21 protein-coding genes and 1 tRNA gene are annotated in these 25447 nt (G+C 56.3%); 7 read left to right on the forward strand and 15 right to left on the reverse strand.

The window, feature by feature from the left end; all coding sequences use genetic code 11:
• Window positions 1-46: 46 nt before the first annotated feature.
• The 3 genes from aat to INT32_RS03500 form a co-directional block, all read right to left on the reverse strand.
• Window positions 47-793, reverse strand: coding sequence for a leucyl/phenylalanyl-tRNA--protein transferase (gene aat, locus INT32_RS03490; RefSeq protein ID WP_193087342.1), 747 nt, complete (start codon window positions 791-793; stop codon window positions 47-49).
• A 27-nt stretch (window positions 794-820) separates the two neighbouring features.
• Window positions 821-1393, reverse strand: a complete 573-nt coding sequence (locus tag INT32_RS03495) for an NUDIX hydrolase (protein WP_193087343.1) — start codon at window positions 1391-1393, stop codon at window positions 821-823.
• Window positions 1394-1462: 69 nt separating this feature from the next.
• Window positions 1463-2083, reverse strand: a complete 621-nt coding sequence (locus INT32_RS03500) for a DUF2946 family protein (protein ID WP_193087344.1) — start codon at window positions 2081-2083, stop codon at window positions 1463-1465.
• Between the two features lie 246 nt (window positions 2084-2329).
• On the opposite strand from INT32_RS03500, the gene INT32_RS03505 reads away from it, so the two are divergent.
• The 3 genes from INT32_RS03505 to INT32_RS03515 all read left to right on the forward strand — a co-directional run bounded on the left by INT32_RS03505 (window position 2330) and on the right by INT32_RS03515 (window position 6454).
• Window positions 2330-2611 (forward strand): 4a-hydroxytetrahydrobiopterin dehydratase, encoded by a 282-nt coding sequence (locus INT32_RS03505; protein ID WP_193087345.1) that lies wholly within the window; start codon window positions 2330-2332, stop codon window positions 2609-2611.
• 296 nt (window positions 2612-2907) lie between these two features.
• Window positions 2908-3807, forward strand: coding sequence for a phenylalanine 4-monooxygenase (gene phhA / locus INT32_RS03510; RefSeq protein WP_193087346.1), 900 nt, complete (start codon window positions 2908-2910; stop codon window positions 3805-3807).
• Window positions 3808-4021: 214 nt separating this feature from the next.
• Window positions 4022-6454: an OmpA family protein gene (locus INT32_RS03515; RefSeq protein WP_193087347.1), complete on the forward strand. Its 2433-nt coding sequence runs from the start codon at window positions 4022-4024 to the stop codon at window positions 6452-6454.
• A 231-nt stretch (window positions 6455-6685) separates the two neighbouring features.
• Here the strand turns inward: INT32_RS03515 and INT32_RS03520 are convergent, their stop codons facing one another.
• The 6 genes from INT32_RS03520 to araD all read right to left on the reverse strand — a co-directional run bounded on the left by INT32_RS03520 (window position 6686) and on the right by araD (window position 12896).
• Window positions 6686-7186, reverse strand: a complete 501-nt coding sequence (locus INT32_RS03520; protein ID WP_193087348.1) for a hypothetical protein — start codon at window positions 7184-7186, stop codon at window positions 6686-6688.
• A 297-nt stretch (window positions 7187-7483) separates the two neighbouring features.
• A complete protein-coding gene (locus tag INT32_RS03525; RefSeq protein ID WP_193087349.1) occupies window positions 7484-8710 on the reverse strand; it encodes a YeeE/YedE family protein in 1227 nt (408 codons plus the stop codon).
• Window positions 8711-9299: 589 nt separating this feature from the next.
• Window positions 9300-9373: transfer RNA gene (locus INT32_RS03530), tRNA-Cys, on the reverse strand.
• 157 nt (window positions 9374-9530) lie between these two features.
• Complete coding sequence (locus INT32_RS03535) at window positions 9531-10250, reverse strand: GntR family transcriptional regulator (protein WP_193087350.1); 720 nt, start codon at window positions 10248-10250, stop codon at window positions 9531-9533.
• Between the two features lie 182 nt (window positions 10251-10432).
• Window positions 10433-11149: a ribonuclease activity regulator RraA gene (locus INT32_RS03540; protein WP_193087351.1), complete on the reverse strand. Its 717-nt coding sequence runs from the start codon at window positions 11147-11149 to the stop codon at window positions 10433-10435.
• Window positions 11150-11162: 13 nt separating this feature from the next.
• Entirely contained in the window at window positions 11163-12896 is a 1734-nt protein-coding gene (gene araD / locus INT32_RS03545; RefSeq protein ID WP_193087352.1) for an L-arabinonate dehydratase, read from the reverse strand.
• A 271-nt stretch (window positions 12897-13167) separates the two neighbouring features.
• Here araD and ada point away from each other — a divergent pair, with 271 nt between their 5' ends.
• Complete coding sequence (gene ada, locus INT32_RS03550) at window positions 13168-14247, forward strand: bifunctional DNA-binding transcriptional regulator/O6-methylguanine-DNA methyltransferase Ada (RefSeq protein ID WP_193087353.1); 1080 nt, start codon at window positions 13168-13170, stop codon at window positions 14245-14247.
• A 281-nt stretch (window positions 14248-14528) separates the two neighbouring features.
• Window positions 14529-16187, forward strand: coding sequence for a 3-(methylthio)propionyl-CoA ligase (locus INT32_RS03555; RefSeq protein ID WP_226816469.1), 1659 nt, complete (start codon window positions 14529-14531; stop codon window positions 16185-16187).
• A 5-nt stretch (window positions 16188-16192) separates the two neighbouring features.
• On the opposite strand, the gene INT32_RS03560 is transcribed toward INT32_RS03555, so the two are convergent.
• Complete coding sequence (locus INT32_RS03560) at window positions 16193-17098, reverse strand: LysR family transcriptional regulator (protein WP_193087354.1); 906 nt, start codon at window positions 17096-17098, stop codon at window positions 16193-16195.
• A gap of 174 nt (window positions 17099-17272) precedes the next feature.
• Between INT32_RS03560 and INT32_RS03565 the strand changes: the two genes are divergently transcribed.
• Together INT32_RS03565 and INT32_RS03570 are read left to right on the forward strand one after the other, a co-directional pair.
• Entirely contained in the window at window positions 17273-18277 is a 1005-nt protein-coding gene (locus tag INT32_RS03565; protein ID WP_193087355.1) for a tripartite tricarboxylate transporter substrate binding protein, read from the forward strand.
• On the forward strand, window positions 18274-19236 hold the full coding sequence (locus tag INT32_RS03570) for a succinylglutamate desuccinylase/aspartoacylase family protein (protein ID WP_193087356.1): 963 nt from the start codon (window positions 18274-18276) through the stop codon (window positions 19234-19236). The genes INT32_RS03565 and INT32_RS03570 overlap by 4 nt, the downstream gene beginning before the upstream one ends.
• Before the next feature lie 128 nt (window positions 19237-19364).
• Here INT32_RS03570 and INT32_RS03575 read toward each other — a convergent pair whose 3' ends face one another.
• The 5 genes from INT32_RS03575 to INT32_RS22075 form a co-directional block, all read right to left on the reverse strand.
• Window positions 19365-20201, reverse strand: coding sequence for an oxaloacetate decarboxylase (locus INT32_RS03575; RefSeq protein ID WP_193087357.1), 837 nt, complete (start codon window positions 20199-20201; stop codon window positions 19365-19367).
• Window positions 20202-20353: 152 nt separating this feature from the next.
• Window positions 20354-21202, reverse strand: a complete 849-nt coding sequence (locus tag INT32_RS03580) for a cyclopropane-fatty-acyl-phospholipid synthase family protein (protein ID WP_193087358.1) — start codon at window positions 21200-21202, stop codon at window positions 20354-20356.
• Window positions 21203-21224: 22 nt separating this feature from the next.
• Complete coding sequence (locus INT32_RS03585) at window positions 21225-22598, reverse strand: APC family permease (protein ID WP_193087359.1); 1374 nt, start codon at window positions 22596-22598, stop codon at window positions 21225-21227.
• A gap of 645 nt (window positions 22599-23243) precedes the next feature.
• A complete protein-coding gene (locus INT32_RS03590; protein WP_193087360.1) occupies window positions 23244-24371 on the reverse strand; it encodes a metallophosphoesterase in 1128 nt (375 codons plus the stop codon).
• A gap of 590 nt (window positions 24372-24961) precedes the next feature.
• Window positions 24962-25444 (reverse strand): hypothetical protein, encoded by a 483-nt coding sequence (locus INT32_RS22075; RefSeq protein ID WP_226816524.1) that lies wholly within the window; start codon window positions 25442-25444, stop codon window positions 24962-24964.
• Window positions 25445-25447: the final 3 nt, after the last annotated feature.

The following is a 25447-nucleotide window of genomic DNA, read 5'->3' on the forward strand; positions in this document are numbered from 1 at the left end:
CGGCTGTGGGGCGTTTTTGCCAACTATACCTTAAAAATGTATTTGCTCACATCGGGGGAACGATAGTTCCGTCACCAAGCATCTGGCCAGCGGGCCAGAGCACGGCTGGCTGGCTGACTGCCTCTGACACATGGCGTAGAAACGCCGCCCGCGGCTGGGGGCGCGCGCCCATACTGGCCAGATGGGGCGTATCCTGCTGGCAGTCGATCCAGGTTACCTGATTGGCTTTGAGAAAACGCACCAGCCAGGCCAGGGCGATTTTGGAGGTGTTGCTGCTGGTGGAGAACATGGATTCTCCATAAAACATGCGGCCGATGCCAATGCCGTACAGACCGCCGGCCAGCCGCCCGTCCTGCCAGGTTTCAATTGAATGGGCATAGCCCTGGCGATGCAATTGCGTATACGCAGCGATCATTTCATCTGTAATCCAGGTGCCGGCTTGCACGCCGCGCGGTGCCGCACAGGCGCGCATCACCGCTTCGAAGCACGTGTCGGTCGTTACCTTGATGGCGGCGTCTTGCTGGCGCTCGTGACGGGCAACGCGCTTGAGCAGCTTGCCCAGGCTTGGCGAAATCCTGAAGGCATCGCACTGCAGCACCATGCGCGCAGAAGGAGACCACCACAGTACCGGCTGGTCGGCCGAATACCAGGGGAAAATACCCAGTCTGTAGGCTTGCAACAGGCGGGACGTGGACAGATCACCGCCAAACGCCAGCAGGCCATCGGGCTCTTTCAATGCCTGGCAGGCCGGAGGGAATGGCTCGCCGTTGTCAAGGCAGGGCAGTGTAATCATAATGGCGAAGAACCCGGGTGCAACTGCTTATTCTATGCTGTGATAATGCGTCGTAAATACGCCGCTGGCCCGGTCCTGCAGGTAGACCTTCAAGGTGTGGGTAACGGTGCGAAACGACAGTTCATCCCAGGGTATTTCATCCAGGTTGAAAAACCTGGCTTCCAGCGATTCGGGCCCCGGGTTCAGGCGATCGCTTGTGACCGTTGCAAGAAAATACATATGCACCTGATTGACGCGCGGCACATCCAGGACGGTAAACAGGCTGCCCAGCCTGATATCTGCACCGGCTTCCTCGTCGGTCTCGCGCAAGGCACCCTGGCTGGTCGTCTCCGATAGTTCCATAAAGCCTGCCGGCAGGGTCCAGGTGTCGTAACGAGGCTCAATGGCCCGGCGGCACAGCAGGATCTGATCGTTCCAGATCGGAACGGTACCAACTACGATCAACGGGTTGCGATAATGGACGGCGCCGCAATGATTGCAGACGTCGCGTTGGCGATTATCATCAGGCGGAACCAGACGCGTCAGCGGATTGCCACACTGGCTGCAGAAAGCCTGGGTCGTGGGGGCAGGAAAATAGTGCAAAGCGCTGGGTAACGTCATGGTGTTTTTTCTGGTGCGATGGATTCAGGCATAGTGTAAACAATAATGCCCGATTATTGGCAAAAAGCATCAGCCGGCTGCCGGCTCACGAGCAAAGCCCAGTCTTGCCGGAATATGTGCGCTTTCCAGCCATTGCATGGGCGCCGTCCAATCGGCCGTGCCGTCCAGGGACACCCGCAAGGTGCTGCCGTCTTGCAGCGCTTGCAAATGATTCTGATCCAGCGGTATTGGTGCCGCCAGCGTGCCGGCCTCGGGCATGACCTGCAGGCGGGTGCTCAACAGGCCCATGTCGCGGCCAACCAGCATTGCTGCACCGTGTTCGGTCTGCATATACAGTCGGCCCTGCCCATCGAGCAGCCATTGGCTGATCCGGGTGACGGGCAGTTCGTTATGGGTGAGCAGCGTTTGCATATCGTCGGCCAGGCGGACAATATAGGGAGCGCAGGCAAGATCGACAAATACCCGTTGCGGGCCGTTCTGGAAGAACCATTCGCCAGCCTCGTTTGTCGCGTAGTTGCGGTTCATGAAAAGGCGGATCTGTTCATTGGCAATTTTTTCGCCGCTTTGTCCCTCGCGCGCACCGCCGTTGGTATGCAGCAGCCAGTCGCCCTGGGCATTGAGCGACAGCCAGCCATATACCGCCGGCACATTGGGCCACTTTTGCATGGCCCCCAGAACCTGTTCATCCATGATCGGTGTTCCTTTGCATTATTACTTTCATACGATGATAACGTCAGTCGCGTGACCAGAGGCAACATGAGGCGTAATACCGGCAAGAAAGTGCGGTTGCAAATGGGGGAGAGCGGGGTCGCAAGTCGGGGGGAGCAAGTGGGTCTGGCCGGCTTCTTGTTGCGACCGGCGCTTTGCATTACTATAAGAAAAAACAGTTTATCAACGATCAAGCCATCAGGATGCAGATGGCAACAGGAGCTTGTCATGACACCATTGAATGACGCAGATATTGGCATTGCGCTGGCCTCGCTCGATGGGTGGGGGCTGGATGAAGATGGCAAAGCGTTGCGTCGACAATTTACTTTTGACTCGTTTGTCCAGGCCTTCGGCTTCATGACAAAAGTCGCTTTGCTGGCCGAACAGGCGAACCACCATCCGGAATGGAGCAATGTTTACAACAAGGTGGATATTCGCCTGACGACGCACGATGCCGATGGCTTGACAGAAAGAGATGTCAAACTGGCCCAGGCAATTGATGCGCTCTGACATTTGTCCGGCGGCGTTCGATATACGCAGTAGAGGATGGCACCAACAGGCTGCCCCGTGGGCTGTGGCGGCATGCTTTGCCACCTTGTCCGTGTACTGCGGACAGGTCTTACGCGTTGGCCTTGGCATTTTCTGTACTGGGCGGCCTTATTTCGAAATAGAAAATAAAATAAATTCTATAAAAATAGAAATAAAAAATGAAAAATTGCGTTATTTTCCAAAGTTCAGCATGAATTCACCCTGATTTGATGTGCGTGATATTGTTTCCAAATAATAGTGACATCTGGAGACACCTTATGAAAACGCTAAATTTGAGTCCCGTAGAAAAACACGGTTGCGCCGATCCGCAGGCGAGTGCGCCGTCGGCTGACTGGACCATCGATCAAAACTGGCAAGCCTATACGCAAGAGGAGCATGGCGTCTGGAAAACGCTTTATGAACGGCAAAGCAAATTGCTGCCCGGGCGTGTGTGCGACCAGTATCTGGATTGCATGAAGCAAATGCCCATTACCGCAGATGAAATTCCTGATTTTCGTCGCGTGAACGATCTGCTGATGAAGCACACCGGATGGCAGATCGTGGCTGTCCCCGGCCTGGTGCCCGATGACGTGTTTTTCACTCATATTGCCAACCGTCGCTTTCCGGCAGGCCAGTTCATCCGCTCAAAAGACAAGCTGGATTACTTGCAGGAGCCAGACGTATTCCATGATATTTTCGGGCATGCGCCCATGTTGATGAACCCGGCCATTGCAGACTTTATGCAGGCCTATGGCCAGGGCGGGTTAAAAGCACTCGAGCACGGCATTCTGCCATTCATCTCTCGCCTGTACTGGTACACCATTGAGTTCGGCCTGGTCCAGCAAAAGGATGGCATACGCATCTATGGCGCAGGCATCAGCTCTTCATTTACCGAAAGCCAGTACTGTCTGGAAGATGATTCGCCCAACCGCATCGGCTTTGACCTGGAACGGGTCATGCGTACGGATTATCGTATCGACGATCTGCAGAAAAGCTATTTTGTCATCAACGAACTGGATGATCTTTTCGAACTGGCGCAGATAGATTTCGATCCGATATATGCACGCATCATTAATCAATCCACCTATACGCCGGATCAGATTTTGCCCGACGATCGCGTGCTCCATGCCGGAACGCTGCGTTATCATCGCCAGAAGGCTGCGCGAGCTGAAGGCTAAGGCCAACAATGCATTTTCGATGATTCGGCGCGGGGCTTGGACGCATTTTTTGCGGCTGTGCAAGCAGGCAGACAAATGCCTTTGCCGGATATCGCTCGGCCTGTCCTGCCGGGTCAAGTCAACATACTTAATTGACGCTGAATAAAGTGATACTATGGAACCGCAAGCGCCCGGCTAGCGGCCCGTTCAGTTCCAGTAAAGGTATGAGGATTCCATGAGTGTCGATTTCAGTCAGTTCTTTAATGGCCCGATTCGTGACAGCCTGATTGCGCAGGTTTCCGGTTATCTGGATATTTCCCGCCAGCAGGCGACCACCGCTTACGACAAGGCTGTCGCAATGGTGATCGGTGCGATGGCGCGGCAGGCGGGCAAGCCCGAGGGTGCGCAAGCCTTGGCAGCTCACATTCAAAACAGCCAGACCCAGACAAACCTGACCTCCAGCGCCCTGTCGCCGACGGTGCTGACCAACGATCAGTTCGCACAGATTGTGACGCTAGGCGAAAGCGAGCAGGCAACCATACTGGGACCGCAACAGGTAGCGGTGACTACCCATCTGGAAGTGACAACCGGCCTGGATACCAAGGCTGTTGGATCGCTATTGTCTATTGTCGTGCCGTTTGTACTATCCTTTCTGAAGAACAATATTACGACTGAAAGCGCGCCGGCACAAAGCCTGCCGGTGTTGCTGGCCGCCCAGGCGCCGCACGTGAGCGCCCAGCTGGATGCGCCGGCGCTTGCTGCGCTCGGTGAAGACAGCCTGGAAGGCCTGTTCGGACCGGATGCGCTGGCCGCCGTGGACGCCAATGCCGCTGCCTCGTCGCAAAACGGCAAGCACGGGTCGGCACAGGACACAATGGCAAATGAAAAACCAGCAAATGGCTGGTTCAAATGGGTGCTGACGCTGGCCGTGGTGCTGGCTGGTGCCGCCTGGGTCAAGAGCTGCACGCAATCGGATACGACAGAGACCGAAAACGCCAAACCGGCAGACCAGCAACAGTCTGCAACCGACGCGCCTGCACCTGATGCGGTAACGGCTCCCGCTGCAACGCCAGCCAACCCGCAAGCTGACACTCCTGCTGCCACGACCGGCGATGATGGCAAGGCTACAGAACCGGGAGCCGCTACAACGCCTTCAGCCAATTTCCCTGCCCCGGATTCGACGCAATCGGAAGCACCAGCTGCCGCCGAGGGCGCGCAGACAGATAGCATGCAGGCAGACAGCACAAAACCGGAAAGCACGCAGGCCGAGAACGCGGACAAATCCGCAGCGCCGGCTGCCACAGAGAGCACAGAGAGCACAGAGAGCACAGAGAGCACAGAGAGCACAGAGAGCACAGAGAGCACAGAGAGCACAGAGAGCACAGAGAGCACAGAGACTGTCCCGCCGGCTAGCGAGCAGCCAGCAAGCGAGCAGTCCCAATCTGCTAGCGGGCAGGCGGTCGTACCGGCAACAGGCAGCGTCCAGCCGGATGCGGCAGCAACGCCTGCGTCCGAGTCTGCCGCCGATACGGCGAGTAACGATTCGACTAATGGCCCGACCTATGGCCAGGCCAGCGACACCATGGAGCCCGAAGCGCAGTCCGAAGCATCTACCGGTGCCGCAAGTGCAGATGCCGCCAGTTCTGCTGTTCAGACGACCGAGCAAAAAGCCACGTCGTCTGCGCCAGAGGTCAATACAGACAATGCCAAGACAGAGGCGACAGGCGCAGACAAGACCAAGTCTGATCAGGAGCCAGCGTCAGCAGCAGAGGACGAGGCGACGACCACCACTGCGCCGGAGGCATCCAGCGCAACGGTCGAACAAGCCGGATCAAGCAGTGCCGCAACTGATACTGCTGCAACAAGCGACGCCACAACTGACAGCACCACAACTGATGATGCCGCACCGGGCAAGACAACAACTTTCGCCGAGCCCGCGCCCATTGCAGACAAGCCGGACACACCGCCTGCTGCTACAACACCTGAACCGGCGGGCGCCACTGGCAAAACCACAACCTTTGCCGGGCCCGATTCGTCAGGCGACCAGTCCAAGCCAGCGCAGCCGCAAGAAGCAAATGCTGATGAACCTGCCGATACCCAGTCCGGCATCGCGCCAGCCAGCGACGGGGCAGCACCGTCTGCAACGACCACGGAGTCTTCTGGTAAAACCACGACATTTGGCGCAGCGGAACAGGACAGTTCTGAAAGCGCCAGCGCAGCGCAGACCGACATCACTACAACAACAGCCGACAGTGCTGACCAAACTCCCGTTGCCGTCGAGCCCGTTACGGACGGCGTCCAGGCCGGAGCCGTGGCGCCCGATGCCGCGGCCGCGCCAGCAACGCTGCCTCAGGTGCAATTTGCTTCTGGTAGCGCACAGGTCGACAGCCGTTTCCACGATGGTCTTGACCAGTATGCGCAGCAATTGGAAGAGAGTGGAAAATCGGTGCGGCTGGTTGGTTTTGCGGATGAGTCCGGTAGCGAGTCCGGTAATGAAGCGTTGTCGAAACGTCGGGCGGAATCGGTCAAAGCCTATCTGATCCTGCGCGGTGTGCCGGCGCAGCAGATCCAAACCGAAGGTCAGGGCACGCAGGCGCCAGTGGCCGACAATACCACTGAAGCGGGGCGTGCGCAAAACCGCCGCGTAGAGATCCACGAACAGCAGTAGTCACGCGGTGAGCGCCAGGTTTATTACAGATGTGGTTGTGATAAACCTGCGCACCGCCAGGCGGCGCCTGTTCAGGTCGGACACGATGCGTGGTAGCAGGCAGCAAAGCGAAGCCATCAATCATCAATAGAACGAGACCGGATTCATTGCTCGGCTTCCGCATTTTCAGCAACAACACGGCTGATGGCATGGATGCGGATCAAACGCCAAGCCCTGCGGCATTGCAGCGTGTCAATGTTCTGTGCCGGATGTGCCGGCGACCGCGCAACCGGTATATTTCCTCTTCTTATAAAATAGTATGGCGCTCAGGTCGTAGGCGCCCTGGGCATTTACACAGGGTTTTCTGTTGATCGTCAGATTGACCTTGTTTTTGCGACGTCTGTTTTGCTGTTTGACTGTGTAATCCGTCGCAATGACATTGATGCCACGTTTGTCGTTAAACCGTTCGGCCGTGAGCGTGACCAGTTCGACCGCAGACAGCTCTATCTGCAACAAAGGTCCGTCAATGACGGCGCGCCAGGCAGCAGGCCTGCTGCCAAATGTCGTGAATGCGGGAGCAGGTGGGCTGGTGCTGCCGGCCGATGAGTCACTTGCAGTAAATGGGTCAGGTTTTGGTTGGCGTGTTCCCGAAAGGCCGGTCTGAGAATTGATGCCTGCACCAGAGAACGGGGTGCATGCGGTGACCGGGAGTATCAGGCAACACAAGACAAGCAATGAAGAAATAGCGTTCATTTTGTATGCCTTGAAAAGTCGGTTTGTTCATCCCGAGCCAGCAGCCAGTTTTGAATTTTGCTGGTTGCAGCTACCGGCACAGTGGATAGACTCTTTTTATTACGCGAAACCGGCGCCAAAAAATCCCGCCTCAGAGATCCTCTCAAATATCCTGTCTCAAAGATCTCCGCCCCAGAGATTCCGCGTGCCCTGTCTTAAAATAAAAAAGACGTGGCAATGTTAACATCGCCACGTCTTCGTAATCGTTGACTTCTATTAAGTTTTTACGCGGATCAAATGTAAATCACAAGATTTCCCTCAACAGGCAGTTTGCGATGTTTTCTCTACCGCGAGACCGAAAAAGGGGCGTATTCTGGTCCCAATCACGTTGCCGGCAAAGGCCGCCACCAGCCACAGCCAGCCATGCAGGCTACCCGACAGAATGCCGCTGAAATAGGCGCCGATATTGCAACCGAAAGCCAGGCGCGCGCCATAGCCCAATAGCAGGCCACCAATGATCGCTGCCAGCACAGATCGAGTGGGCAACTTCCAGACTGGGGCGAATTTTCCAGCCAGACTGGCCGCCAGCAACGCTCCCAGAATGATTCCGATATCCATGACACTTGTGATGTCATTGCGCACGGGGGCAGCCAGGGAGGCAGCGGCTGGTCCTTGCCAAAAGCCCCAAGTACTGACGTCGTAGCCAACGGCCATCAATATTTTCGAGCCCCACAAGGCAAAGGCAGAGGTAATTCCCCAAGGGCGTCCGGCCAAGGCCAGCGTGGCAAAGTTGAGCAAGACCAGCGCAATAGAACCGATAACCAGTGGCCACGGGCCCGAAAGCAGTCTGCCCCAGCCGCGTGCCTTACCGGCGCTAACGGCAGAAGAAATCAATGTTCCATGCCGGCGTTTTTCAGCCCAGATGGTGAACAGGGCAATGCCCAGAAATAATACGAAGCTGCTAAGCAATGCAGTAGGGGCGCCCCATTCCTGCACGATGGAATACGGCGCGAATGACGGCCGGCTGGCCCACCAGGGCAGATGGGCTGCGCCGATCACCGAGCCGATAATGAAGCCGATCAGCGTAATAATCATGCGCGTGCTGCCACCGCCAACGGTATAGAGCGTACCGGAGGCGCAACCGCCACCCATTTGCATGCCGATTCCGAACATAAAGGCGCCGACCAATACCGATGTGCCGATGGGGCTGACAAAACCGCTGACGTTCTGTCCCCACAGCGTGCCGTTGCCCAGCACCGGAAAAAACAGCAGGCAGCCAAACGCCAGCATCAGCATCTGCGCGCGCAGCCCGGCGCCGCGCCGGTCTGAAATAAATACGCGCCAGGCCGATGTGAAACCAAAGGCGCTGTGATACAGCGTTGCGCCCAGCAGGATGCCCACGATCCACAACGCGGCCTGCCGGCCACTGACGGTGCCATTCAGATAAATAAGACCCAGCACGATCAGCGCAGCTGATACTGCGGCGGGAACCAGGTTGATCTGCGATCGCGCAGGAGATGGAAGCGTAGAAGGGTTCGAGGCCATGATGAAAAAGTCGCCCGGGTGACGACACTGAGTGCGAAAAGGGTATCTTACGCCGCAGATCAATAAAATCCAAACGGCACGACCCACTATTTTAAGGATGTCTGCGGCGGCGGCGTCGCGGTAACCTTGCTGCCGGCAGGGTCGTCACTATTGAAGCAGGAACTGCGAGGCGCAAGATAGTTATATGCTTATTTCTTGCGGGAATGAGCGCTACCGTTACCACCGAAGATTAGCGTACCGATATGTTCGGGAATTTGCGGTATCTTCTGATTAAGACACTATATGGGAATATGCCGCTGATCATTAAGTATTTTATTAATATCAGCAAATCCATTGACAGGAAATCGCCCCGTTTGTATCAACGGGGTTGGGTTTGCGCCAGGGCCTGATGAGTCAGGGTACAGAGCCAGGAACTGGCTTGGCGACCCGTTGTGTAATAGCGATATGTGAGCTCGCTGGCAAGGCGCCAGCTATTTCTGACTCGCTCTAATAAGTGAGATTTTTTTGGGGAAAAGATCCATTTTGCGGAAAAACCCGTTTTTGCGGAGCAGATTTATTTTTTTAATTGCTCTGAAACCCGCAAGAATACTGGAGGCGCAGAGCGGAGTCGAACCGCTCTGGACGGATTTGCAATCCGCTGCATAACCGCTTTGCTACTGCGCCTAAGTAATAACAAACAAAGAGTCAAGCATTATGGTCGATTTTCCGTGCGCAGTCAAGGCAGGGGGCAGGATCGGCAATCAAAATGTGATTTGGCGCCACTTGAATGCGCGTCAAGGCTTTCGCTTTTACTGGCTTGATGTGGGCACCGCCAGACTGCTCAATACTCTGCAGGCGGCCTTGTTGTGACTTCGTTGTCCATCCGAATCCACTGCGGGTGCGCATGCAGGATCTGTTCTACGTATTCAAGCGTCACTGATAAATGTTCGCGCAAGCGCTGCTGCGCCTGCTCGGGCGCATGGCCGGAAATGGCCTGCACAATCAGTCGATGATCGCCGACGATGCGTTCCAGCTTGCCGGATACCGGCAGATGCAGGCGACGCAGTCGGTCCAGGTGTCCGCTATTGCTGTGCACCAGATGCCACAATGCGTCTTTTCCTGCCGCTCGAAAAAGCACACGGTGAAATTGCGTATCGGCCTGGCTGAAAGCGCTCAAATCTCTGGCGGCGCGCAAGGCGTCCTGTTGCTGTACCAGCGCCTGCAATGATCCGATTAAGCTCGGTTCATGCGATTGGGCCAACTCCCGCACCAGTTCCAGCTCAAGGGACTGGCGCAGAAAATGGGCTTGTCTGGCCAATGTGAGGTCAATCAGGCTGACCCGCGTCGATGCCTGTGGATAGATATCCACCAGCATTTCTGCAGCCAGTTTCAGCAATGCTTCGCGTACCGGTGTCTGGCTGACCCCGTAGCAGTCGGCCAGTTCGGCGCGTGAAAGCAGGGCGCCTGGAGCCCATTCCAGAGCAATGATTTTCTGGCGCAGTAACTGGTACAGTTGCGGCGCTGCCTGGCGGCTGCGATCAAGTGGCGTGGTCGGTATCATGTTTTATGCCGATGGGCGGTAATGTGACCGCTGCAATCGCGATGTAATAGGTCATATGGCATGCTCAATACTAATACGCTCAGGGCCGCAGATGATCAATAAACCCGTTGATCAACGGTAAGCGGTACCTGTTGCGCACAGACCGCTTTGGCAGCGCTGCTGATTTTTTTGCGTTCAAAATGCTATCTGCCGTTGCGCTGCCGCCAGGCGGAAAAATCGGTTTTTGCCTGTTCGTCGGTAGCCGGATACAGCCCAATAATGGATCGGCCCTTGAGTACCTCTTCGGTGACAAAATCTTCGTACACGGTCATTTCTATTGCCTCGGCTGCAATGTCCTGCGCCAGATGCGCAGGGATGACAACGACCCCCTCGGCATCGCCGACGATGACATCGCCGGGAAAAACAGCGACGTCGCCGCAGCCGATAGGCACGTTGATGTCCAGCGCCTGATGCAGGGTAAGATTGGTGGGCGCAGACGGGCGATTGTGATAGACGGCAATATGCAACTTGGCAATTTCCGGTGAATCACGAAAGCCGCCATCGGTGACTACACCGGCCACACCGCGCTTCATCAGCCGGGAAACCAGAATGGAGCCGGCCGAGGCGGCCCGCGCATCCTTGCGACTGTCTATCATCAGCACCGCGCCTTGCGGACACTGATCAACCGCAACCCGTTGCGGATGGCTGCGATCCTGAAAGACGGTAATGGGGTTGAGGTCTTCGCGTGCCGGAATGTAGCGCAGCGTGTAAGCCTCGCCTACCATGTTCGGCAAATCGGGGTTGAGCGGATGGACGTCCTGAATGAACTGATTACGCAGGCCGCGCTTATACAAGGCAGTACACAGTGTGGCGGTGCTGACGATCGCCAGCTGTTTGCGAACTTGTGGGTCAAGGGCCATGATGATTTCCTGATCAGTAAATGCTGGGTTCGTTGTTGGGGGCGCCGAAGCTGGTTTCCAGAAAGTCAAAATCACAACCGGCATCAGCTTGCAGAATATGCTGCGAGAACATCCAGCCGTAGCCGCGTTCGAAGCGGCGTTCGGGCGCGATCCAGTCTGCTCGTCTTGCCGCCAGTTCCCCATCGCTGATTTCAAGGTGGATACGACGGGCGGGAACATCAACGGTAATCATGTCGCCGGTGCGCACCAGCGCCAGATTGCCGCCGACATAGGACTCGGGCGCCACATGCAAAATACAGGCGCCGTAGCTGGTGCCGCTCATGCGCGCATCGGACAGGCGCAGCATATCGCGCACGCCCTGTTTGATCAGCTTGACCGGGATCGGTAGCATGCCCCATTCGGGCATCCCCGGGCCACCCAGCGGGCCGGCATTGCGCAACACCATAATGTGCCCGGGCGTGACATCCAGATTTTCGTCATCCACTGCTGCTTTCATGCTTGGATAATCGTCAAAGACAAGCGCGGGGCCGGTGTGTTGCAGGAACTGCGGTGCGCACGCGCTGGGTTTGATCACGCAGCCGGACGGCGCCAGATTGCCGCGCAGCACGGCCAGTGCGCCTTCGGGATACAACGGGTTGTCCATGGGACGAATCACGTCGTCGTTATACACTTGCGCGTCTTTGATGTTTTCTGCCAGTGTCTGGCCGGTAACGGTCATTGTCCCACCCTGCACATGGTCGCCAAGACGACGCATCAGACCTGGCAGGCCACCCGCGTAATAAAAATCTTCCATCAGATAGGTACTGCCGCTGGGGCGTACATTGGCAATGACCGGCACCTTGCGGCTGGCCGCATCAAAGTCATCCAGCGTGACTTCACAGTCGGCGCGACGCGACATGGCAATCAGATGAATGACTGCGTTGGTGGAGCACCCCATGGCCATTGATACGGCGATGGCATTCAGAAAACTGGTTCGGGACAGAATGCGCGCCGGCGTTAGGTCCTCCCATACCATGTCGACGATACGGCGACCGCAAGCGGCCGCCATGCGAATGTGGTTGGCGTCGACTGCGGGAATCGATGATGCGCCGGGTAGCGTCATGCCGATGGATTCGGCGATGGCGGTCATCGTGCTGGCGGTGCCCATCGTCATACATGTGCCTGCGCTGCGGGCAATGCCGCCTTCTACGCCAATCCATTCGGTTTTGCTTATTTTGCCGGCGCGTCGCTCATCCCAGTATTTCCACGCATCCGAGCCCGATCCCAGAATTTTTCCCTGCCAGTTACCGCGCAGCATGGGGCCGGCAGGCAGATAAATACAGGGCAGTCCCGCACTGATGGCGCCCATCAACAGCCCGGGCGTGGTTTTGTCGCAGCCGCCCATCAATACCGCGCCGTCTACCGGATGGCTGCGCAGCAGTTCCTCGGCTTCCATGGCAAGCATATTGCGATACAGCATGGTGGTGGGCTTGACGAAGTTTTCCGACAGGGAGATGGCCGGCAATTCTATGGGAAAGCCTCCGGCCTGAAAAATACCACGTTTGACATCTTCCACTCGTTGCTTGAAATGCGAATGGCAGGGATTGATATCCGACCAGGTGTTCAGGATGGCAATGACGGGGCGGCCCTCCCAATCTTCTGGCGCATAGCCCATTTGCATGATGCGGGATCGGTGTCCGAAAGAGCGCAAATCATCCGGGGCAAACCAGCGGGCGCTGCGCAGCGAATCATAGGTACGTTTTGACATGGTGAGTTACCTTGGGGGCAAAATAATGAGGTTGGTGCCATTGAAACATTAATATATCAGTTGGTATATTCGGGATATCGATGAGAGCAGGGCACCCCGGCGGGCCGCGATTACATTTGTCGATATGCGTTCATATAGCGAGCAGGCGGACGCCCGAGAGTTCGCTGCCGACCGTGCCGTTTTCTGATAATTCAATCGCAAGAAAACGATTGCTTGCGATTGAATTGACCTCTATTCTGATCATGACGGCCATACTTCCAGGAGATCGATCATGACATCAACCCAAGCACACGCCCAATTTACTTCCGATGAAGCTCGCTGGCAGGCCGTGCAAAGTCGCAATCGAGATGCGGACGGACAATTTGTCTATGGTGTAAAGACCACGGGGGTGTATTGTCGGCCCAGTTCTTCGGCCCGCCTGCCACAGCGAAAAAATGTCGTTTTTTTTGATACGGCGCAAGAGGCCGAGGCAGCAGGCTATCGCGCCAGCCGCCGCGCGCGGGCGGACCGGACTGCCGCCGCAGACGAACGTGCTGACCTGGTGGCCAGGGCCTGTCGACAAATTGAATCGGCGCAAACGCCGCCCAGCCTGGATGAGCTGGCGGCACAAGCCAATATGAGTCCATTTCATTTTCATCGCGTTTTCAAGGCTGAAACCGGTGTCACACCGAAAGCCTATGCATCGGCCTGGCGTGCCAGGAAATTGCGCGATGAGCTGGGATCGTCAGTCACGTCGATTACAGACGCAATCTATACGGCAGGCTTCAATTCCAACAGCCGCTTTTACGAAGCGTCCGAGCAGTTGCTGGGTATGCGCGCCCGGGAATATCGGGCTGGTGGGCAAGGCGCTGTCATCCGGTTTGCCATCGCGCAATGTTCGCTGGGCGCCATTCTGGTGGCGCAAAGCCACCGTGGCATCTGCGCCATTATGCTGGGTGATGATCCCGATATGTTGTTGCGCGACTTGCAGGATCAGTTTGCCAGGGCCCAGCTTGTTGGGGGCGATGCCGCCTTTGAGCGTCTGGTGGCGCAAGTGATCGGTTTTGTAGAGACGCCGTCTGTGGGCCTGAACCTGCCGCTCGATGTCCGTGGTACGGCTTTTCAGGAGCGAGTGTGGCAGGCATTAAGGGATGTACCAGTTGGTACGACCGTCAGTTACGGTCAGATTGCCGAGCGGATCGGGGCGCCCACCGCTGTGCGCGCCGTTGCCCAGGCTTGTGGCGCCAACCGCATTGCCGTTGCCATTCCCTGTCATCGCGTGGTCAGGCGCGATGGCGATATTTCAGGCTATCGCTGGGGCGTAGAACGCAAGCGCCAGTTGCTGGAGCGGGAAGCGATCACGCAACCGTGATCGGCGGCATGAAGGCGTTGTTACCTTGTGGCTGCTTATTGATCGCTATCGCAGGGTCGGAAGATGAAGTCTGTTATTTGATCTGTGTCGGGAATAGCTCTGGCGGCGGCATATATGACCCGCCGGTGGCTGATCGTCGTGGAATCGGCAATTGAATAATTGAACAATTGTGGGACAATAATCGCGTAGCGGGTGCTGCATTGGGCGGATCTGGCAATTGGCTCGCCGGGGCAAGCATCGAACGTGAGGGTGGACAGAATAAATCCAAAAGAGAGAGACTTATGACAGATGAAATACAGATGGGCCTGATGCAACCGCATCCATTGCTGATATCGTCGCTAATTGTTCATGCCGAGCGCCATCATGGCGATGGTCAGATTGTCTCGCGCCGCGTTGAGGGTGATTTGCATCGCTATCACTGGCGCGATGTGGCACGCCGTTCCCGGCAGGTAGCGCGTGCGCTTGACGCCATGGCCTTGCCGCTTTCTGCGCGGGTGGCCACGCTTGCCTGGAATGGCTACCGGCATCTGGAACTTTATTTCGGTGTCAGTGGATCGGGCAGGGTGTTGCACACCATTAATCCGCGCCTGCATCCCGATCAAATCGCCTGGATTGCCAATCATGCCGGTGACCAGGTCTTATGCTTCGATCTGAGCTTTCTGCCTCTGGTGCAGGCGGTGCATGGAAAATGCCAGACGATCAGGCATTATGTTGCGCTATGCGACCGTGACGCGTTGCCCTCGGACAGCGCAATACCCGGCCTGATCAGTTATGAGCAATGGGTCGAAGAACAATCGGACGACTATCACTGGCCGCAGTTTGACGAGAATGCCGCTTCCAGCATGTGCTACACCAGTGGAACCACAGGCAATCCGAAAGCGGTCATGTACAGCCATCGTTCAACGCTTTTGCATGCCTATGGGGCTGCGCTGCCCGACTCCATGGCAATATCGGCTCGGGATGTAATTCTGCCCGTGGTCCCTATGTTCCATGTCAATGCCTGGGGCATTCCCTATGCGGCGGCACTGGCCGGCAGTACGCTGGTCTTCCCCGGCCCGCTGTTGGATGGAAAGTCGGTCTACCAACTGATGGAACAGGAGGGGGTGACATTTGCCGCCGGTGTGCCGACCGTATGGCAGATGCTGCTTGATCATGTTAAAGGCGAAGGCCTGCAATTTTCCACCCTCAAGCGTACCGTGATTGGCGGGTCGGCGTGCCCGCCGGCCATGATACAAGCGTTTCAGGAGCAGTATGGGGTCGAGGTGATACATGCCTGGGGAATGACCGAGACCAGCCCGCTGGGAACGCTGTGTACGCTGAAAAATAAATCCCTGATGTTGCCTGAGGAAGAACAAATGAAACTGCGGCGCAAGCAGGGGCGGGTGCTGTACGGGATTGACTTCAAAATTGTTGGTGACGATGGTGGGGAATTGCCGTGGGACGGCAAAACATTTGGCGATTTGCATGTCAAGGGGCCCTGGGTGGTGCGCGACTATTTCCCCGGCACAGACAATGCGGCATTGGTGGACGGCTGGTTTCCCACAGGGGATGTGGCGACCATCGACGCCGATGGCTATCTGCAGATCACAGACCGCAGCAAGGATGTGATCAAATCCGGTGGCGAATGGATCAGCTCGATTGATATCGAAAACATTGCCATGGCGCATCCTGCCGTGCAACTGGCTGCCTGCATCGGTGTCAGTCATCGCAAATGGGACGAGCGCCCGGTTATCGTGGTTGTCAGGCGCGAGCAAATGGCGCTCGACAGGGACGAACTGCTACAGTTTTATGAAGGCAAGATTGCCAAATGGCAAATACCGGATGAGGTCATATTCGTGGAGGCCATCCCTCTGGGCGCTACAGGAAAAATGCTCAAATCCAAAGTCAGGCAGATGCCCGAGGTTGCAGCCTATTGCGCACTTGCGGCCAGTCGACAGTAACTACGTCAGCGCGTGGTTTTTTCCCAGATCATCTCTGCTGCGACAGACAGGGGTTCCTTGGAGCGATACAGGCGCACTTCGAAAGGCACTTCATTTTGCCTGCCGCCCAAGACGCGCAGTGTTCCTGATGTGCAATCTTGCGCAACCACGGACCAGGGCAGCCAACCGATGCCACGACCTTTTTTGATCAACGCCCAGGCCACTTCCACTGAATCGCAATAGGCCACCGGCGCCAGCGCATAACTGCTCGCACGCAGATGGTCGCTCAGGATATGGTGCAGTGACAATGTATTGAGATAGGTTACGTGAGGGATGGGCGTGAATTCGTCAAGCAGATCATAGGCCGTCTCACTGTATTTGGCGGCGCTGCACACGGGCACGAATCGGTCTGCACCCAATTGCAGGTACTGGAAACTGGCGGTCGCGACCGGGATAGATAAATTGGGGTGCTCGTAGCAGCACAGAAAATCCACTTCCTCTCGTTGCAGCAGGGTGACCATATCCGGCGTTGACCCGGTTCTGATCTGGACAGACACGGCAACAGACAGTTCCCTGCCAATGACATCTGACATTTCGCAGGCCCAGTCCGCCACCAGCGTGCTGGCCAGATAGCGGCCGGTCGCAATACGCAACGCATGGCTCGTATCCTGCCCGGGTGATTTTAATTTCTTGCTCACTGTGTTGAGTCTGGCAACGATGTATTCGGCCGTCACCAGCAGTTCGCGCCCTTCCTGCGTGAGTCTGACGGGAATTTTGCTGCGATCAACCAGTGTTGCTCCGGCCCAGTGTTCCAGATCCCTGATGCGCCGGCTGAAAGCAGGGTGGGTCACGTTGCGCAACTCTGCCGCCTTGGTAAAACTGCATGTTTTGGATAAAGCGATCAGGTCTTTCAGAAGTTTGGTTTCTGCCATGGGAAAGCCACCGTATCAATAGGGGTTCGAAGCGTGCCTGACTGGTTGAAACAGAGCGTTGCGCAACAGGCCCTTGCTGTTTTATTTTGCACGTCATTGTGCAATAAAAGCACAATGATGGTGTTTTTCAGCCTTTAGTATAGAGGCAATAAGAATTTCAACGGAGACATTGTCATGAAAAAGTTAAGTAATAAAGCTAAGCGAACGGCATCCTGTGCCCTGTGTGCGTTTGTTTTGCTGCCAATAAGCGGCCAGGCTGCAGCGGCGTTGACGTACCCGGATCGCCCCATCACGATTGTGGTGGGATATCCGGCCGGCGGCAGCGTCGATCTTAATGGCAGGGTGGTGGCCGAAACGCTGGCCAAAAAAATAGGCGCCAATGTGGTGGTTGAAAACCTGGGTGGCGCAGGCGGCACAATCGGCGCTCAAAAAGTGATTCGCGCCAAACCGGATGGCTATACGCTGTTGGTGGGCTCGCTCAATGAAATTGTGATTGCCAGTCTGGTGAATCCGGCGGTTAAATATAACGGTATTACTGATTTGCAGGCCATTGGCCTGATCGGTGATCAGCCGTTGGTGCTGGCCGCCTCCAAAAAGACCGATATCAAGAACACCGCTGATCTGGTCAAAGTGGCTACGTCGGCAAAATCGGACAGCTACAGCTATGGCTCATCCGGGGTAGGCACCTCGTTGCATATGGCAGGTGAAATGGTCAACGCCGAAACCCGGGCCAAGTTTCTGCATGTGCCTTATCGTGGCGTTGCCCCCCTGGTAACAGATCTGACCAGCGGGCGCCTTCCTCTGGGCGTGTTTGCCTTGTCTTCGGCGTTGCCGCAAATACAGTCGGGCCAGATAACGGCTATCGGCGTAACCAGCGCAAAACGTTCTTCGTTTGCCTCCGATATTCCGGCACTGGCTGAAAATCCTGCTCTCAAGGCCATGGACATCAGCGTCTGGTTTGGGCTGTTCGGCCCCAAAGGCATGCCCGAAGCGGTGGTCACAAAATTGCAGACCAGCCTGCAGCAGGTGCTGGCGGACCCGGCATTTCAGGAGAAATACCGAACGACCGGCAGCAATGTCATGCGCGCGCAGCCCGACCTGGCCTCATTCTTTCAGGCAGAGCACAATAAATTCAAGAAACTTGCCGAAACGGCCCATATTGCAACGGGGCGGCCATGAGTACAGGGTTTGAGATTGCGGTGCCGGACCTGTCTGCAGAGCGTCTGGGCAATACCGATACACCAGGCGTATGGGCGTTTGATTCGGGCAATGCCGGCCCCACGCTCTTGATCACGGCATTGATCCATGGCAATGAAATCTGTGGCGCCTGGGCGTTGAAGGAACTGCTGGCCGCTGGCTTGCGACCGAAAAAAGGCCGGCTGGTGCTGGCGTTTTGCAATCTGGCTGCATTCGATACGCTGGATGTGGCCGCGCACGATGCCGCCCGTTTTGTTGACGAAGACATGAACCGTGTCTGGGCCAGCGACAAACTGGAGCAGCCAGTCACGCAGGAACGCCGGCGAGCGCTCGAACTCAGAAAATGGGTTGCGGCGGCAGACTGGCTGCTTGATATCCATTCCATGCATGAACCCAGCCTGCCACTGATGATGACCGGAATGTTGAAACGCAATGTGGATCTGGCACAGCGAATGGGTGTGCCGCAACATGTGATTATGGATGCAGGGCACAAGGACGGCACGCGCATGCGCGACTTCGCCCAATTTGGCGATCCGCAATCGCAGGCGCTGGCATTGCTGATCGAATGCGGGTATCACGGCGATCCGTCTTCTGTCGACACGGCGCGAAACGTGGTCGCGCATTTTCTGCTTGAGTCGGGCATCGTGGGTGCCGCCGACCTGCCGGGTCATTGGACGCTCGCGCACAAAGGGCCGCAAACGGTGTTGCAAGTGACTGCGCCGGTCGTGGCGAGGTCAGAATTCTTGTCGTTTTCCGAGCCATATCAGGGAATGGAGTGTATTGCGCATGCAGGCACGCAGATTGGCAAGGATAACGACAAGCCTATCGTCACGCCTTATGACAATTGTGTTCTGGTCATGCCGTCCCTGCGTCAGTTGAAGGTGGGCGTGACTGTGCTGCGATTTGCGCATGAACTGCAGGCTGTCACTGCACGGGAATAGACCAATCGATATGGGCAAGGGTAGCGCATATCGATGCTGATCTAATTAGATGCCCTATCCGAAATCTTTAATGACATGCGAGGTCGGCATATCTACTTCGGCCGCATACGCACTGCACTGCAATTGTGCTAGTCGGATTGACGCGCAAACCGGCGATCCAGCTGCGCGCCGCCAATGATGCCGCCGAAGCCGTCGAACCTGCCTTCCTGCGCGATCTGCTGTGCGACCCGCAGAAAGCTGTCCATGGCCACGCGCGCCAGCGCTCCACCTACGCTGACCCGACGCACGCCGAGTTGTTCAAGCTCGGCAACCGTCATGCTCATCGCACTGCCGCACAATACATTGACGGGGACGCCATTGGCTGCCTTGACGACTGCGCTGATCTGCTCCACGGTTTTTATGCCGGGGGCGTAGATGCAGTCTGCGCCCGCCTCGACGAATGCAGCAATGCGCCGGGTGGTTTGTTCAAGATCGGGTGCCCCACGTATAAAGCCCTCGGTCCGGGCCGTGAGCAGCACCCGCTCTCCGGTCTGATCAATGGCTGCGCGCGCCGCGCTGATGCGCGAGACCGCCACGGTAACATCATATAAACCATCAGCGCCACCCTGCGGCGCGTCTTCAATGGACAGCCCCGCAACACCGGTCGCAACACACTTGATGATGTTTTGCTGCATCTGTTCTATATCATCGGCATAGCCATTTTCGAAATCGGCATTCAGCGGAATATTCACAGCAGCAGCCAACTCGCTCAGATGGGCCAGAACCATATCTAGCGACTGTGTTCCGTCGGGCATGCCATTTGCATAGGCATGTCCGGAACTGGTCGATGCCAGCGCGGCAAAGTCCATCTGTTCCAGACACCTTGCGGTACCGATATTCCAGGGATTCGGGATGGTGAAGCAGCCGGTCTGATGCAACTGAAAAAAATCTTCACGCTTCTGGCTGCGTGTACGCACTGTAGTCATTGGACACCTGTTTACTGTTCTATAGAGAAGAAATACTGGCTCTTGGCAAATATTAGCATGCTGTGATGGCTGGGGTGAGGGCCTTTGTGATCTAGCGGTTTGCGGCTATCTCAGGCGTGAACGTGTTTATCAGCTCAGATGTTTATCGCATCTTACTGCATGGATACCCGTCGCGCCGTCCAGTCAGATTTGCCGTTTATCGTTCCGCGCATTTGTTTATTATCTACTTTGCCCGAGTATGTTTGGCCGTCAACGGAAAAGGTAATGTTCGCCCCGTTCAAGCGCGCATTGCTGATGCGCCGTTTGTCGGCGCCATCGCTCAGCGTTCCGTCCAGCATCTGGAACGTCTGCTTCAACTGAAGTTCACGCTCGCCTAGTTTCCAGGTACCGGCCACCTTGGCCGGAACAATCCATTTATAAGCATGGCAGTAATTGGTGCAGTTCTCTTTTACTTCTACTGATTCGTCCGGCTCCCAAGCCTCCATTGCAAATGAATTGGAAACCACCCGCGTGCCGGGCTTCATGTCCAGCAAGGTCGGACGCAAGCGAAGATTCAGGCTGGGTAACAGGAAAAGCGTGACCACAGAGGCATCTGAAAAATCGGATTCGAAGATATCTGCCTGTTCGAAGGTTGCTTGCTGCGCCACGCCTTCTGCTTGTGCCGCCCGTTTTGATATGGTGACCAGGTCCGGGTTGAACTCAATGCCACGCGAGATTGCGCCGCGCTTGGCAGCGGTGATGACCAGTCGGCCATCGCCCGAGCCCAGATCAACTAGCCGGTCATTTGCGGTCAACCGGGCCATCTCAAGCATGCGGTCAATCAGCGCTTGTGAGGTCGGCACCCATATGACGTCCTTGCCCTGTTGCCCGACAGACGGCGTATATTGTTCAGCGGCTGCGTTGTTGTCGGACGCAGAGGGGGCGGATTGTGCCGCAAGAGGTGAGCTCACCATTATGGTGAGCAGTATCGCGGCGACCAGGGGTTTTGCAGGCATAGTCATCGATTCTCTCCTGTTGAGATGATTACTTCAGAGCGGTAATTTCAGTTTGTGCTTGTGGGTTGTCCGGCTCCTGATCGTCCCTGATCCGGAACAGGAGAATGGGAGCGCCCGCGGCCAGCACGCCCAGGCCGATCAGCGCGGCCACGCCCGTGTAAACGACGCTGGCGTAGAACATGTACAGGCAGGTCAGGCAAAACAGAATGGGTGTGATGGGGTACAAGGGGACTTTGTAGGGCAGGGCGCGCTCAGGATAGCGCCAGCGAAGCACGAACAGCGATAGCCCGACCAGCAGCATGAAAGCCCAGAAAACCGGTGCCGTATAGTCCACCATGGCTTTGAAACCATCACGGGTGATGGCTCCCATGGCGATGAGCGCCAGAGCAATGGTGCCTTGCAGAATCTGGCCGTTGGCAGGGGTTTTGCCGCGGCTGTCCCAGACGGCAACCCACCGAAGGATGGTCATGTCGCGCGCCATCACATAAAAAACCCGGGCGCCGGTAAAAATAGTCGCATTCAGGGTAGAGATTGCCGCGACGATAATGGCCAGGGTTACTGCGATTTTGCCGGGCTCACCAGCGACCACGTGCATCATGTCTGCGGCAACGGCATTGGATGCGCGCAGCCCGTCCAGGCCCAGAATCGAGAGCAGCGCCAGGTTGGTCAGGACATAAAGCGTCACCAGAATCAAGGTGCCCAGCGTGAGCACTTTGGCAATGTTGCGCGGCGCGTCCTTGAGTTCGCCAGTCAAATAGGCCGCTTCGTTCCAGCCGCCATAGGTGAGCAACACGAATATCATGGCCATGCCAAGGGCGGCCGTTTCCGGGGCGCTCGCCTGCGTTGGTTCCGGCGCCTGTCCCGAGCCCAGAAGCCCAACCAGAATGATAGCGGCGACCGCTGCAATTTCGATGAAGGTGACGATAATTTGCAGGTTCTTGCCTTCGGTTGTGCCAATAAAATTGACTCCGGTCAGGACAATAACGGAGACGGCCGCATAGATCGAAGGGCCGTAGGGCCCCAGGGGCGCAATCTGCGCCACGTAGTCGCCGAGCATGAAGGCGACCACCGCGATGGCGCCGGTCTGAATCACGGTGCAGCGCGCCCAGCCGAACATCATGGCAACGGAGCGACCGTAGGCGCGCGACAGGAAATGGTATTCACCACCGGCATGAGGGTGCGCCGCAGACAGTTCGGCGTAGCACAGGGCACCCACAAGTGTGATAAGCCCGCCAACAATCCAGACCAGGATAAACAGCCATTCGTAGGCAACATTGGCCGCAACAATCGAGGGCGTACGAAAGATTCCGATCCCTACGACTAATCCGACAACAATAGTGACGGCGTCAAAAACAGAAAGCTGGGGCTGGGGGCTGGCCTGGTTCTGGCTGAGATTGGTCATCTGAATCCCTTGCTGTCAAACAAAATTAATGTCAAACAAAGACGAATGCTGCGCGCAAATACGCCGTGGCGTCTGGATATCGAGGTGCTGCGAAGGGTGCTGCAGATAATGTCCCGTCAATAGACGTGGACAGAAAGGGCATGATTGGCGTGGCTTGGGCAGTTGCCTAGAAGGGCTGCGCTCAATGTTGTCTACACCGGCAATGATGGATCCACCGGTGGCGCCTAGTGTAAGCAGAATATTGAATCTTACAATTAGCTGAAAATCACTTTACCATAAAAATAATGACAAGGCGGTGTAATATTTTGTGAAAAATCACAAAAGAAATTTATGACAATTTCATGAGCAAAGGACATGAAGAGAGGACATGAACTGCGTCAGGCTAGGCGCAGGCTTTACCGGCGTGCAGTTCACATATGTAATCTTTCAGGAAGGTGATTGCGGCAGGCGGGGAGATGTTGTTGACGTTGTCCGGAATGTACGGCAGGTCGGTGAGCAGATTGATCAATCTCTTTATTCGGAGCTATGATGGAATCTGTTCTATAAGGCATCAGCCGGTCTTGTATCCGCAAGGTGCCGATATGGCCAGGCATGTATTGCGTGTGTCCGGCCAGCCGGTGGATTATTCAAACTTGGCAGCCTTGTTCAACTTTTGGTTCGAAGCACGATCTGTGTGATTTCGGACGGGCGTCCCAGCCGGATCGGAAACCCGTTCCACAGTCCCGTTCCCATGCTGACGTACATTTTCATGGCATCCACGTCATATAAGCCATTGACGAATCCGTCATTGGCCATTTTGGTGAGCACGTGCGCGCCTAAAATCTGGCCGCCATGTGTGTGCCCCGATAGTTGCAGCGACACGCCGGCCTGTGCATGAGCAGACGCACCTATCGGGCGGTGGGCAAGCAGGAGGACGGTTTTGTTTGCCGGCGCCTGCTCCAGGGCCGCCGCGATGTCCGGGTCGGGAAGACCAAAGCGGCTGGCCGCGTGGTCGGTGATGCCTGCCACCACAATCTGCTGATTTTCGTGGGTGATGGTAACGTGCTGGTTAATGAGCATGCGTAGCCCGAGGCCATTGAATGCCGACAGCCAGCTTTGGTATCCGGAATAATATTCGTGGTTTCCTGGTATGGCCAGTACACCGTATTTGGCTGTCAGCGATTGCAGTGGCTTGACGTCGCTGGCTCTGGCCTGTGGTGAGCCATCGACCATGTCACCGGTGATGACAGTCAGATCGGGGCTGAGTGCATTGGCCCGGTCAACAACAGCGGCCATCCATGGCTGCTGAAGCAGCCGGCTGGCATGCAAATCGGTCAATTGAACAAGGCGAAAACCATCAAAGGCTGCGGGCAGGTCCGGCAACGCAATTTCAATCGTCTTCACTTTCGGCACTTTCACCGCATTCCAGACGCCGATGGCGGCTATCACAAGGGTGATAATGGTGATGGCAACAAGCAGCCGCGGCGAGGCGAGCAGCACACGACCGGTGGCGGCCGATACGGGATAGGTCACCATCCCCAGCAGGTCTTTTATGACAATGAAAAAACCCAGCAGAAGTAGCGTGCTAAATAGCCAGCCCAGCAGCATCAATACCGCGCCAGGAATCTCCGGCGAGGCCATGGAGCCAAACCAGGTTCGGGTGATCAGATGATGTTCGGCGATGCAAAGGACGGCAAGGGTCAACACGATTTTGGCGGTCAGGCTCAGCGAAAGCGGCCAGATGCCGCGTGCGCTGACGTATAGACCAATGACCGCCATAATGATATGAAGCACGGGGAAATTCCTGTTGAAGTGATTGTGGATTCACGGATGCGGAACTGGCATATGTTAAGCCGGAGGCCGGTCAAACCAGACGCCGATTTCAATCGTCATGGTCAGCCAACGCTGACGGCTATGGACAATATCAATGGAGATCGTATTATACGCAAGCGCGGGGCCTGACTGGCTTGTTTACCGACGGCAGTGCCCGTTTGATGTTATCCCCTGTGGTGCAAATAAAAGGCGTTCAGGATCCGGCGGCCATTAACGGAAACAACATTAACGGAACAATATTGCAGATGCCTGATTAGCAGATACCTGATGCCAGCGGTTGTTTAAGAACGTTGCAGGTTTTTCACAGGGCCAGGGAAGGGAAGCGACAATTGTTCAATATCGTTGTCGGTGATATAGGCAGTGCACTTCAATCACGATCGGCATGGCCGATGTGCCAGCCGGGCAACCCAGGACGGATGCACGGGCTTGGCGTCAATTGTCTTGGATGGGATAGCTGTTTGTATATACCCTTGAGGTATATACAAACATGCCAACTACAGATACATCGGCTTTTACCGGGCCTCGCCTTGATGAGCAAGGCTGTTCGGCAATCAGGCGGCAGCGGTGGTATCGTCGGCCATTTCATGCAGCCGAAAGCGCTGGTCGCTGTCCAGGAAATCCTCGGCATGGATCAGGACCTGTTCTTCATTGAGCAGAACGACGCCGTACTGAGGTTGCTCATGACTGCCATGGATGCAGCTTTCATCCCCATGCAGGTCAAGCGCCACCTGATGATTGGTGCCCCGCAGGGTGGAATACGCCATGCTTCGGAAGGTTCCGCAAATCGGCCGATGGATGTGGCCGAAAAAGACCTGTCGGATGCGATGTTCAAAACCCTCAATCGCACCGAAAAAAGGTGCCGTCTCCAGGAGCGAAAGTGCATCCATACTTCGAATGCCAATTGGAAAGAAGGGGTGGTGCATGAACAGCAGCACCGGTTTGCTCGATTCGGCCAGGCGTGCGCGCAGCCAGTTGGCCCGGGTCTCGCAATAGACGCCCCAATGTACGCCCGGTTCGTTGGTATCGAGAAACAAGGC

The sequence above is a fragment of the Advenella sp. FME57 genome (genome assembly GCF_014897675.1).
Classification (GTDB): Bacteria; Pseudomonadota; Gammaproteobacteria; order Burkholderiales; family Burkholderiaceae_B; genus Advenella.